Origin of the sequence: Microcoleus sp. FACHB-831 (assembly GCF_014695585.1) — a bacterium.
Taxonomy (GTDB): Bacteria; Cyanobacteriota; Cyanobacteriia; order Cyanobacteriales; family FACHB-T130; genus FACHB-831.
Window position 1 is genome coordinate 43,580 of sequence record NZ_JACJON010000067.1, and the last position, 12,005, is coordinate 55,584.

At 48.0% G+C, this 12,005-nt stretch carries 13 protein-coding genes; 4 read left to right on the forward strand and 9 right to left on the reverse strand.

Annotated elements, in window-relative coordinates:
- Nucleotides 1-91: 91 nt before the first annotated feature.
- A complete protein-coding gene (locus H6F77_RS18970) occupies nucleotides 92-352 on the reverse strand; it encodes a hypothetical protein (RefSeq protein WP_190490113.1) in 261 nt (86 codons plus the stop codon).
- 447 nt (nucleotides 353-799) lie between these two features.
- On the opposite strand from H6F77_RS18970, the gene H6F77_RS18975 reads away from it, so the two are divergent.
- From H6F77_RS18975 to plsY, 4 genes are all read left to right on the forward strand, one after another.
- Entirely contained in the window at nucleotides 800-1,600 is an 801-nt protein-coding gene (locus H6F77_RS18975) for an MlaE family lipid ABC transporter permease subunit (RefSeq protein ID WP_190490114.1), read from the forward strand.
- A 98-nt stretch (nucleotides 1,601-1,698) separates the two neighbouring features.
- Nucleotides 1,699-2,088: a DUF3119 family protein gene (locus tag H6F77_RS18980; protein WP_190490115.1), complete on the forward strand. Its 390-nt coding sequence runs from the start codon at nucleotides 1,699-1,701 to the stop codon at nucleotides 2,086-2,088.
- A gap of 86 nt (nucleotides 2,089-2,174) precedes the next feature.
- A complete protein-coding gene (locus H6F77_RS18985) occupies nucleotides 2,175-3,434 on the forward strand; it encodes a DUF3086 domain-containing protein (RefSeq protein ID WP_190490116.1) in 1,260 nt (419 codons plus the stop codon).
- Nucleotides 3,435-3,524: 90 nt separating this feature from the next.
- Nucleotides 3,525-4,202 carry a glycerol-3-phosphate 1-O-acyltransferase PlsY gene (gene plsY, locus H6F77_RS18990; RefSeq protein WP_190490117.1) on the forward strand — a complete coding sequence of 226 codons (678 nt, stop codon included), beginning with the start codon at nucleotides 3,525-3,527 and terminating at the stop codon, nucleotides 4,200-4,202.
- 32 nt (nucleotides 4,203-4,234) lie between these two features.
- On the opposite strand, the gene proC is transcribed toward plsY, so the two are convergent.
- The 8 genes from proC to der all read right to left on the reverse strand — a co-directional run bounded on the left by proC (nucleotide 4,235) and on the right by der (nucleotide 11,981).
- Nucleotides 4,235-5,017, reverse strand: coding sequence for a pyrroline-5-carboxylate reductase (proC, locus tag H6F77_RS18995; RefSeq protein ID WP_199321435.1), 783 nt, complete (start codon nucleotides 5,015-5,017; stop codon nucleotides 4,235-4,237).
- Nucleotides 5,018-5,121: 104 nt separating this feature from the next.
- Entirely contained in the window at nucleotides 5,122-5,718 is a 597-nt protein-coding gene (locus tag H6F77_RS19000; RefSeq protein WP_190490118.1) for a cell division protein SepF, read from the reverse strand.
- A 141-nt stretch (nucleotides 5,719-5,859) separates the two neighbouring features.
- Nucleotides 5,860-6,531: a YggS family pyridoxal phosphate-dependent enzyme gene (locus tag H6F77_RS19005; RefSeq protein WP_190490119.1), complete on the reverse strand. Its 672-nt coding sequence runs from the start codon at nucleotides 6,529-6,531 to the stop codon at nucleotides 5,860-5,862.
- A 131-nt stretch (nucleotides 6,532-6,662) separates the two neighbouring features.
- On the reverse strand, nucleotides 6,663-6,935 hold the full coding sequence (pipX, locus tag H6F77_RS19010; protein ID WP_199321436.1) for a transcriptional coactivator PipX: 273 nt from the start codon (nucleotides 6,933-6,935) through the stop codon (nucleotides 6,663-6,665).
- 471 nt (nucleotides 6,936-7,406) lie between these two features.
- The gene (acpS, locus tag H6F77_RS19015) at nucleotides 7,407-7,874 is read right to left on the reverse strand and encodes a holo-ACP synthase (RefSeq protein WP_242022324.1); all 468 of its coding nucleotides are present in this window, start codon (nucleotides 7,872-7,874) and stop codon (nucleotides 7,407-7,409) included.
- 29 nt (nucleotides 7,875-7,903) lie between these two features.
- Nucleotides 7,904-9,328 (reverse strand): anthranilate synthase component I, encoded by a 1,425-nt coding sequence (locus tag H6F77_RS19020; RefSeq protein WP_190490120.1) that lies wholly within the window; start codon nucleotides 9,326-9,328, stop codon nucleotides 7,904-7,906.
- A complete protein-coding gene (locus H6F77_RS19025) occupies nucleotides 9,325-10,341 on the reverse strand; it encodes an energy-coupling factor transporter transmembrane component T family protein (protein ID WP_190490121.1) in 1,017 nt (338 codons plus the stop codon). Before H6F77_RS19025 ends, H6F77_RS19020 begins: the two co-directional genes overlap by 4 nt.
- A 275-nt stretch (nucleotides 10,342-10,616) precedes the next feature.
- Nucleotides 10,617-11,981, reverse strand: coding sequence for a ribosome biogenesis GTPase Der (gene der / locus H6F77_RS19030; RefSeq protein WP_190490122.1), 1,365 nt, complete (start codon nucleotides 11,979-11,981; stop codon nucleotides 10,617-10,619).
- Nucleotides 11,982-12,005 lie beyond the last annotated feature (24 nt).

A 12,005-nucleotide genomic window follows, 5' to 3' on the forward strand; every position in this document is an offset into this window, starting at 1 on the left:
TTGCTTGGGTAACTGGCACACTTTTGGCAAAAATGACTTTAGTGCCGATTGTGGAAATTTTGATGGCATTGTTGGAGCGATCGCTCTAAGTCTATAGCACCCGCCGTAAAGTTTGGGTTTTTGGGTTGACGATATTGGGTGCGTTCTCGAATGAGTCGTTAGCAGCTGTAGAGTTTAGGTAAGCTGGTTGAGGTACAGGTGCAGTAGCGAGTTGCCGCGCTTTATCTTTAATTGACTTGAGTACCAGACGCACAACCCAGGAAGAGAGGTGGGGATTTTCGTCTATTTCGACAATGAGAGCATCTAAATCGTTAATAACGGCTATCATTGGTAGGTTTATATCTTTTTGCATGACTTTGCGGCTCTCTGTAGACACATTTGTTCTTGTTCTATATTTTTAAAATAAAAAATTCTCATAAGCCTCGTGCCAGATGATGTGTCACTATATCAGGCGACAGGAAAATTAAGTCATCTATGCTTGTTGTCCTCTAAGGGGTAATATCGTTGCTAATGCTTTGGGGATAAGGATTTGAGCCGCTGGTGATAAGGTAGCGATCGCTATCGGAGAATTGATCGCAGTGGACAATTACGCAACCGTCACCCCAAGGAAAAAGGATACGCGATCGCTTCCCCCGCCGCCTTAGTTGACCAACTTACTTAGTTTTACCCAACAAAGTCCTTACCCATCTGCAACAGCAGGACTCCCTATAAACTTATGGTTGGTTAGAATTCAAAAATCCCCAATTAGTAGTGCAAAAGTCGGTTATCCTTTAGCCAGGTTTGGAGTCAGCATTACATAGTGAGCGAATTTAGTTCCAATTCCAGCTTAGGGTTATGGAGTCAGCGATTGCTGGCAGCGATGTTTTTGGGCGGGCAGGTACTCGTTCACATATTTTTGAAGCGCAAAATTCACCGCCGCAACACCCTTGACCAAATGGCATCAGTTGGCCCAGAATCGCTGAGCATTGCCCTAATAACTGCCGCTTTTGTGGGCATGGTCTTCACCATTCAAGTGGCGCGAGAGTTTCTTAACTTGGGTGCAGGTAATGCAGTAGGGGGCGTTCTGGCACTTTCATTAACCCGAGAACTCGCACCAGTCCTCACCGCCGTAGTTTTAGCTGGGCGAGTTGGTTCGGCGTTTGCTGCTGAAATCGGCACCATGCAGGTTACAGAGCAAATCGACGCCCTATATATACTCAGAACCGACCCAATTGATTACCTGGTCATTCCCCGCGTCATTGCTTGCTGCTTGATGCTGCCGATTTTAACAATTTTGTCGATTATTACAGGCATGCTGGGAGGGCTGTTGGTTTCTACAGCTTTATACAGTATTTCTCAAAACGTATTTCTCGATTCTGCCCGTAACTTCTTAGATGTCTGGGATTTATGTACCGCGGCGATTAAGGGTTTTTGCTTTGGGGCGTTGATTGCTGTAATTGGTTGTAGCTGGGGGTTAACAACAACAGGAGGAGCCAAGGGAGTTGGTCAATCAACCACTACTGCGGTCGTCACGTCTCTACTAGCGATCTTTATTGTCAACTTTTTCTTGACTTGGGCAATGTTTAACGGAACTGGCAGCGCTGTTCTCAAAGGTCTCTAATATGAGTTGTTAGTAGTTGAGCAAGTGTAGGGGTTGGTATGTGTAGAACCTTTACAATAAAAGAGTGAGAATAGTTTACCAAAAGGAATTGAAGGATCGTGGCTACTGCGGCGTCATCTTCTGCATCCCAAGGAACAATTGAGTTAAAACCCAGCTACACGCTGCCTTTAGCGTTGGCGATCGCAGCCATCCCGTTGCTGCTGGTGCAACCCTGGTTAAGTTTCGCGATCGGTGCTTTCGGTTTATTCCTCTTGTTCCAAGCGGCAACCATCCGCCTGCAATTCACAGAAACAGCATTGGATATCTACCGCTCTCAATCCTTAATTCGGCGCTTTCCTTACCAGGAATGGCAAAACTGGCGGATTTTTTGGCCTGTTGTGCCTATTCTGTTCTATTTTAAAGAAATCAACAGCATCCACTTCCTGCCAATTCTGTTCGACCCAAAAACTCTACAAACCTGCTTAGAGCAACGCTGTCCCAAGATATAGTGCAGAGTTGTAGAGAGGCAATAAATTGCGTCTTGAGTGTTGAGTGCTGAGTGGTTAGCTGTTAGTTGTTAGTTGTTAGTTATTAAATGAATTCAGACGAACACCAAAACCAAGATCGGCAGCCAGAGCAAGAGCCACCTGTTGAGGCATCCCAAAATTTAGAGGAGCCACTTGCTGCCATTGAACCAGCGGCAGAGCTAAATATCAACCAAACAACCGACATAGAAACTACTGATGCCACCGTTGAACCGACTGCAATAGAACCAGCAGCCGAGGAAGATGAGAATGCGGTAGCTGAGTTAGAGCAAGTAGTGGCTGAAATACAGCATCAAGAGCAGGCATCACAACAGGAAGCCGAATTAGAGCAGCGCGTGGCAGAACTACAGCGCCAAGAGCAAGCGTTGAGGCAAGAAATCGCCACACTCCAAGCTGCCCAAGCTAAAATGCTGCAAGAGCAGTTGACTCAAACCCAAGCGGCTATGGGACGTTTGGTGCAAGAAGCTTTGAGCGATATGGAGCAACGCAAGCAAGCGCTCCAAATTGCTGTAGAACAACTGGAACGGCGCCGGGAACGCATCCGCGATGAAATGAAGCGGACTTTTGCCGGAACTTCCCAAGAGCTGGCGATTCGAGTCCAGGGTTTTAAAGATTATCTAGTCGGTAGCTTGCAAGATTTGGCCGCTTCAGCCGAACAGTTGGATCTGGTAAAAGTGCCCGAACCCCAACAAAAGCCTGTAGTGGAGGAAGCTCCGCCACCGACTAAGCAGCAGATTCAGCCTAAATTCGCAGAACAGGGGTTTCAATCGACGGCGAAGCAAATTCGCGGTTTACTGGACCAATATCGTTCGCGTCCTGATTATTACGGCCCCCCTTGGCAACTCCGACGCACGTTTGAACCAGTCCACGCGGAGCGAGTCTCTAACTGGTTTTTCACCCAAGGGGGTCGCGGAGCGTTGCGAACGATGGGCAGCCGCTTGCAAAATATCTTGATCAGTTCTGCTGTTATCTCGGTTTTATCGACGCTGTATGGCGATCGCGTCCGCGCTCTCATCCTCGCTAATTCCCCAGAACGCCTGGGCGAATGGCGGCGCGGTTTGCAAGATTGTCTGGGTATTTCCCGCAGCGAGTTTGGCCCAGATCGCGGTGTTGTCTTGTTCGAGTCGGCGGAAGCTCTGGTGTTAAAAGCAGACCGACTGGTAACCGAAGGCGATTTGCCGCTAATTATCATTGACGAGACAGAAGACAAAATCAGCCTGTCCTTGCTGCAATTTCCTATGTGGTTAGCTTTTGCCCCCGATCCTCAGCAAATGGCCGCAGCTGAAAGGTTCAATAGTAGTAATTGGTAATTGGGCATTGGGAATTGTATGTTTTACGATTCCCATTCGCCATTTCCTATTGGCCTTTACCAATTACGCATTCTCTATTACCTATTACCCATGAACAAAAGTGTAGAGCTAACTTTAATAACTGGGGCATTATTAATAACAGCCTATCTGCTAGGCTCCTTTCCCACTGGTTATCTTGCAGGACGAATGCTCAAGGGCATTGATATTCGGGCTGAGGGTTCTGGCTCCACTGGTGCAACTAATGTGCTGAGAACGTTGGGGAAAGGGCCAGCCGTAGTGGTTTTACTGGTTGATTTGCTCAAAGGTGTAGGCGCGATCGCCCTCGTTAACGCTTTCTATACTTTTGCCCCAACTCCCATTCTGCCTGCTTCGTGGCAACCCTGGCTTGTAGCGGGAGCGGCATTTGCCGCGCTACTAGGTCACAGTAAATCAATTTGGCTTAACTTCAGCGGCGGTAAATCTGTAGCTACAGGTTTGGGAGTCTTGCTGGCAATGTCTTTACCTGTAGGCTTGGGAACGTTGGGAGTTTTTAGTTTATTTCTGGCAATTTCCCGGATTGTCTCGCTTAGTTCTATTGCAGGAGCGATCGCAGTCTCGCTGCTGATGATTTTCCTCAAACAACCGCTGCCTTACCTAATATTTGCGATCGCTGCTGGCAGCTACGTTATTTGGCGTCACCGCACCAACATCCAACGCCTGCTCGCCGGAACTGAACCGCAACTGGGACAAAAACTAGCACAACAAGAAGAGTCGCAAGTCACCAGTTAAATATTTTAAATTGGTGGGCATTGCCCACCAAACTAGCTGCCAAGCTCCTTAGATCGCTTTGACGCAGCTACAACCCCCTCAATCAGGGCAGATCGCAAACCCGCACGTTCCATCTGGGCAATTCCGGCAATAGTCGTACCGCCTGGACTCGTCACGCGGTCTTTGAGTTCGGCTGGGTGCATACCAGATTCATGCAATAACTGAGCAGTGCCCAAGACTGTTTGCAAAGCTAACTTATAAGCGATCGCTCTGGGCAACCCAGCACATACTCCGCCATCTGTCAATGCTTCGATTGCGATCGCTACATATCCTGGCCCCGATCCCGAAAGTCCAGTTACAGCATCCATCAGGCTTTCCGACACTTCAACAACTTCGCCGACGGCTTGGAATATTTCCTTTGCCTGTTGCAGATGGCTGGGTTGGACGTGTGTCCCTGGAGCGATCGCAGTAATTCCAGCCCCAACTGTTGCCGGAGTATTCGGCATCGCCCTAATAGCAGGCTGTGAGCCAAAAGCAGATTCCAACTGGCTTAACGCAACACCAGCCAAAATAGAAATTACCAGTTGTCCTGGTCGGACATCAGAAAGAGAACTGACAACCGCATCAAATACCTGGGGTTTAATAGCCAACAACAGCACCTCACTTGCTGCTGCCAAAGCTCGGTTGTCATCTGTCACCCCAACGCCGTATTTATGCGCCAAAAACTCCCGCCGTGCAGGCAAGGGATCGCTAACCAATACGGCGTCAGGTTTATAGACCTGCTTTGCAATTAGGCGAGATAAGAGCGCTTCTCCCATTACCCCGCCACCAATCATGCCCAACTGTACAGACAACACGGCCCCCGTCTTTTAAAAAAATTTTGGATTTTGGATTTTAGATTTTGGATTTCGGCCAATCTAAAATCTAAAATCTAAAATCATTACTGAGCCATCCGCGTCGGTTCAGGAGTCCACGCGGGAGCGGGAGCAGCTGGACGGGTTGTGCGGGGTTGCGCTGTAGCCTGGGTAACTTCGTGAACAACGCCAGACTGCGTACTCACCTGAACGCAACTGGGGGTAAATAAGAATATACTTTCGCCAATTCGCTCTTGGTGGCCATCAATAGCGTATGTCCCACCTGCGACAAAATCTACAGCCCGTTGCGCCTGATCCGGGTCCATAATCGTCAGATTCAAAACTACTGACTTGCGTTCGCGCAATGCTTGAATCGCTTGGGGCATTTCTTCAAACGAACGCGGCTCCATTACGATCACTTCTGAAACGCCGTTGACAGCTCCGGGCATACCGATCACGTTATTCATTGGTTTTGTCCCCACTCCTACTTCTGGTGTAACAGCTGTGCGCTCCCGATTGCGGCGGCTTCTACGTTCTTCCTCCGCTGCTGATGGTTGTTGTTGGGGAGGTTCTTCCTGATAGGGAGGTTGGTAGGTTTCGGGTTCTTCTTCGTACTCGTACTCGTATTCTACTGGTTCGTTGAGACCAACGAAATCTCGTAGCTTGGAAAAAATACTGTTCACGGCTCACGCTCCATAAAATTCATACAACACGCGCGGCAAACGCTCGGATACTTAAGGACAACAATACTAATATATAGTCGCCCTGCAATATATTAGCTTATGCCTTTTTTCTCACCAGCCCTCGCCGGGGTAGATTGTGTTTCATGTTGCCCGTTCTCCAAAAATAATTGTTCCTAGTCTAACCATGGTCGCACCCGCTTGAAGGGCTAAAGAATAATCTGCTGACATTCCCATAGATAGCTGCTGCATTTGAATATTAGACCACTTTTGCTGTCTAATTTTCTCAGCCAATTCGCGGGTACTTTCAAACACTGCTAGAGCTTCTGAACTATCAAGGCCGAGGGGTAAAATTGTCATCAAACCTTGAATTTGCAGATTGTAGCATTCATTGAGGGCTGGTAAATCTGCAAGTAGGTCGGGGACTGTCCAACCATACTTATTAGGATCGGGCACAAGTTTGACTTGAAGACAGACAGAGGGCGAGACAGCCAGTTCGCTAGCCAACTGATTTAAGCGTTGGGCTAGGTCTAAGCTGTCGAGTGCGTGAATCCACTGGAAGTGTTCTAGGGCTTTTTTGGCTTTATTACTTTGGAGATGCCCAATTAGATGCCAAGTGATGTCAGGCAAATCTTGTAGTTGGGCTTGTTTGGTTTGTGCTTCTTGAATCCGACTTTCGCCAAAATCGCGTACCCCAGCTGCATAAGCTTCTCGCATGGCGTTAAGGGACGCCTGCTTGGTAACGGCAATTAGTCGAACGGATGGGGGTAGAGATTGACGAATTTGGGCAATGCGCTGTGCTATCGTTCCGGTCATTTTACACTTGTGACGAGTGTGGGACTAGGGGGCGATGAACGCTGGATGATTAATTAATCATTCATCATTAAGCGGCAGAAAGAATTACACTAATTAACCCCTACGCATTGGGACAAGGCGCGATCGCGCTTTTATTGAAACGTTTGCTGATAAACGGCTTGAAGTTGTTCGTACTCCTGAGATTGACCAGTGCGGCGCAGCAAGCGGATGCGGTTTTCCACCATAAGGCGTGCATCGCTACGACCGATTGGTTCAAATTTGAAGCCCGTGCCTGCCGTCGTCACTAAAAAAAAGAGACGCTGGGCATACAGGGTGGTAAATAACTCCTGGCTGTCTTCCAGCACGCAGACTCTGTAAAGCAAGCCAAATGTTGGGTGATTTAAATAGGTTTCGCTCATTAACATCCACACAAGTAATGCCCATTCCTCGCTGGAGGATTGGGAAGAGTCACCGCAAGTAATGCCCATCCCCCGCTGGGGGATGGGGAAGAGCCGCCTTTATCTGCGGCATCCCGCGATAATGCATCCACATAATATGCGAATGCAACAGCCACTTTACTTCAGAAACTCAGGGGGCTGACTCAGGTAAAACTATGCAGATAATAGCTCGATTCTGGCTCCACAGGGATAATGCGGCTGCACAGATTATTCTATCCCTAATAGGGATTAATCCACGAAACACTGCGTTTGAAAAAGTTAATCATAATATTTAATGGTTAGCATACCATGGCTTAAAAAAATAGTTGGACGTTCTCTTGACGAGAACTGCTATAGCAATCTTAAAAGTTAAGCGAACTTTCTGTGGAACTTTCGCAGTTCGTTCTATCAGTTTGTTTGACAAATCTGCATAGGAATAGTAAGCATCTGTAAATACGATTATTGCGGAGTAGTTGAAGGTAAGCAAACCAGCAAGGCAGTAGCGACACAATAATCGCGATCGTGGCTGAGACTCAACTGCCAGTGGCACTCTCCCCACGCAGATGCAATATCCGCAGCAGCGCCGTAAAGATACACAGAGGGCGCACCGCTGATATGGCGTCTAATCTCGATATCGGTGTAGCGAACTCCCGCAAATCCAGTCCCTAGCGCTTTGGCAACGGCTTCTTTAGCTGCCCAGCGCCCAGCCAGATAATTTATAGAAAGGCGGAGTGGGGATGAAATAATTTTGTCGGGGAGCAAGTTTTGCTTGCGATCGCCTCTAGCATGAGCGTACTCGCAATCGTGTTGTTCAGTTGGGGTATAGACGCGCTGCAAGAAGCGATCGCCAAACCGATCTAAAGTCGCTTGAATCCGAGGAATATAAACGATATCAGTTCCCAGTTGAATCATCTGGTAATTGGGCATTGGGGATTGGACGAAAACTAACTTAAAACCTACAACTTAAAACTGCTAAGTGCTGCAAGTTGTGCTTGAGCTTTGTGGAGAGACTCGTGCCATTCTCGGTTGGGGTCGCTATCGGCAACAATTCCGGCTCCGACTTGACCCCATACAGTAGCACCGCTGTCACTATTGGTAAACAAAAGGGTGCGGATCAAGATATTCAAATCTAAGTTACCCCGAAGATCGAGATAGCCGCAGGAGCCATAGAACAAGTTGCGACGCACGGGTTCTAGTTCTTCAATAATTTCCATACAGCGGACTTTAGGGCAGCCAGTAATAGTGCCGCCGGGGAAGAGGGCGCGGATCAGGTCGATTTCGTCGCACTCCGGGCGTAAAGTGCCCTTAACGTTGCTGACGAGGTGCATGACATGGCTGTAACGCTCGATGGTAAATAGTTCATTTGCCGTGACAGAACCCCACTGGCAGACTCGCCCTAAGTCATTACGCTCTAAATCGACGAGCATGATATGTTCGGCTATTTCTTTGGTATTGGCAATCAAGTCACTAGCTTGCTGGGCATCAGTTTCTGGGGTAGTGCCGCGCGATCGCGTCCCGGCAATTGGTCGCGTCTGTGCCTGTTGGTTTTGCAGCTGTACCAGTCGTTCAGGCGAACAGCTAATGACTGCTCCCCAAGGTGTCTGCCAATAACTCGCGAAGGGGGAAGGATTAATTTGCTGCAAAGCTTGATAAATATCCCAGCTTGAGGCTGTGGTGTCTGCGGCAAACCGTAGGGATAAATTCGTCTGAAAGATATCGCCTGCTTGGATATATTTCTGCGCTTGCCTCACGGCGCTTTCATAGCCAATTTGGGATGTGAAGAAATGCGGAGGCTGAGATTTTGGATTTTGGATTTTGCTCGTTCCCATACTCTGCTTGGGAATGATATTTTGCGGCTCTAGCTGTTGTTGTAACTGGTCTAGTTGATCTGGATGGGTGGCTGCAAGCCATAGGGTTTGCTCGCAAAAATCTAATACGGCAAAACACTCTGGTTCGTACCAGTAAGCAACGGGGAAGGGTAGCGGATCTGGTTTTAATTTGGGAAGTCGTTCAATTTCCCAGGCGGTGTCGTACCCCAGCCATCCCAGCCAGCCTCCGGTGAAGGGAAAGTCAAAAGTAAAAGGTGAAGAGTCAAAAGAATTACTTTTTCCTTCTTTTGAGCGTTGGAGCAATTGGCGCAGGAAGGGAAAAATTTCCCCTACTGCTGGAGTCCACATTTGCGGGATGCCATCTAATATTCGGGGGGAACCAGCGCAAATGGAGTAACGAGCCAGGTTGCTGCTTTCTGACGGTGTAGGGTAAGGACTTTCTAGGAGAGTAGCGATCGCGTTAGGTTTGAGAAATAGGGCGGCGAAAACTTCAGATCCGGTGCGATGTTCTAGGGGGAGCGATCGCCAATGCCAAGTTTGTAGCGCTTTCATAACCCTGGAGTTTGATCTCCACCCCAGAGCGATCGCGCTCCCCACAGCACGGCCAAACTCACCAAGGCCATCCAGTCAGCATTTTTAAGGCGTAACTGATACCACTGCACCCGATGCTCGTTAGGACTTGTAAATCCGCGCACCTGCATCGCATTAGCCATTTGCTCGGCTCTTAATAATAAGTTTTGCAACAGTCGTTCAGCGACTATCAACCAAACTTGAAGACTTTTGCGAAAGCCTAGTTTTTTCCAGTTGATTGCCCGCGTCCACACAGAACGAACTAGATTTTGTACTTCTTCCAGCACTAGGGGAATGAACCGCAGCGATAAAGTTAATGTCAAGACAATTTCTGTTACTGGCACGTTAAATCGTCGCAGCGGTCGCATCAAGCTTTCTAGCCCGGCTGTAATTTCTTCTGGAGCAGTTGTTAGTAAGTAGAGGTTGGTGCTGTAAATCAGGGTAAACAGCAAAGTGCTGAAGCTAACTGCCATATCTAGGGATTTGCGAGTTATCTTGAGCGGTCCCTGATGTATGAGAACGTAGGAATATTTTTGAGTTTTTGAAGGCTCATTCGCGGCGGTTGTAGAGGCAGAATTTACAGCATCTGAGCCTTGATTTGCAGGGCTGGCTGTAGCTTCTAACTGCCTTGTTTCGCCCTTATTTTCGCTACCATCAGTTGGGGATTGGGGAAATGTTAATTCTGACGAGGGTAGGCGTGGCTGATGCTCTGCTTGCATTCCGTCGGGGGCGATCGCTGTCAGGACTAGGACGAAAAATGCTAGCATTAGCAGCCAACCCATTTGCTGACGCCACACGCGCAACGGTATAGAGGCACTCAAAGTAATAAGAACTAGCACAGCCGCAAGTACGAGGCGCCAAACGGGATTGGCTAAGACGGGGGTTGCTAAAAAGCTCATCAACCAGGCAAATTTTACTCTGGGGTCGAGGTGATGCAGCCAAGTTATGGGTTGTTCGAGATAAAGTCCTAGTGGCAGCGATCGCAGCAGATCCATATGGCGATTTTAGATTTTAGATTTTGGATTGGGGTGAACGATTTTAGATTTTGGCTTGGAAGTTCACTATTCAACCCTTTGGGCTATTAGAATTGGCGAGCAATGCTTTAATCCCAAATCCATAATCTAGACTCCTTCCTTGGCACAGCCTTTCATAATTCACTATTATCAGAGTCGCAGAACTCCGACAAGACAAAATCCGAAAGCAAAAAGGCAAAATAAACTCAAAAGCTTGATTTGTTATTTTGCCTTTTTACTTTTTACTTTTGCCTTTATTATTTGACGCGAGTGGCTCTGTTTCTGGTTCCGCCTTCAACTTCGCGCACCTTTTTACCGCGCCACAGCAAGCGAACTGGGGTTCCACTAAAGCCTAGCTGCTGTCTAAATTGACGTTCTATGTAGCGGCGGTAGTTATCGTTGAAGCGCTTGGGTTCGTTGACAAAGAGAGCGATCGCGGGGGGTTGGCTGCTTACCTGAGTTCCGTAGTATATTTTCCCCTGACGCCCTTGACGGGTAGCGGGTGGCGATCTCCATGCAACTGCTTCTTCTATGACTTCATTAATCACAGAAGTTGTAACGCGGCGTTTGTGTTGTTCTGCTGCTGTATTCACCAATTCCAGAATTTTTTCAACTCGCTGTCCGGTCATGGCGCTAACAAAAATTGTCTCTGCCCAATCGACAAAATGCATCCGGTCTTTTACGAGCTTTTCGTGGTCATAAATTGTATAGGAATCCTTTTCAACAGCATCCCATTTGTTAACGACAATTACGCAGGCGCGACCTTCTTCTTCAATTCGTCCAGCTAATTTTTGGTCTTGTTCTGTAACGCCATCCAGGGCATCTAATACCAGTAACACTACATTAGCGCGGCGTATAGCTTTGAAGGCGCGATTGATGCCGAAGAATTCTGGGCCGTAGTCAACGTTTTTCTTTTTGCGTATCCCGGCGGTGTCGATCAGGCGGTAGGTTTTGCCATCGCGTTCGATAACGGTATCAATGGCATCGCGGGTAGTTCCAGAGATTGGGCTGACAATAGCTCGATTGTTGCCAACGAAGGCGTTTAATAAGCTAGATTTGCCTACGTTTGGGCGTCCGACAATAGCGATTTTAATTTCGTCTATTTCGTCTATTTCGCCTGCGGGTGGCAAGAAGGTTACGAGTTCATCTAGTAACTCGCCAGTACCGTTACCGTGAATTCCCGAAATAGGGAAAGGTTCGCCTAATCCTAATTCCCAAAATTGAGCAGCTTGAGCTAAACCTTGTTCTGGCGATTCGCATTTATTGACTCCCACCAGTACAGGTACGGTTTGTTGACGCAACCACTCGGCGATCGCTTCATCTGATGCGTTTGGCCCTGTTTGTCCGTCTACAACAAATATGGCTGCACTTGCTTCTGATAGTGCTAATTTCGCCTGTTCGCGAATCTGGGGTAAAAATTCAGTGTCATCATTAAACACTAAGCCGCCAGTATCAACGACGACGAACTCGCGATCGTTCCAAAATGCTGGTCGATAAGTGCGATCGCGTGTCACGCCTGGTTCGTCGTGAACAATGGCATCTTGTACATCGCACAGGCGATTGACTATGGTAGATTTGCCCACATTAGGGCGTCCGATAATAGCAACAATAGGAAGAGGCATAGTTTGGATGCTGTAAGACAGCTA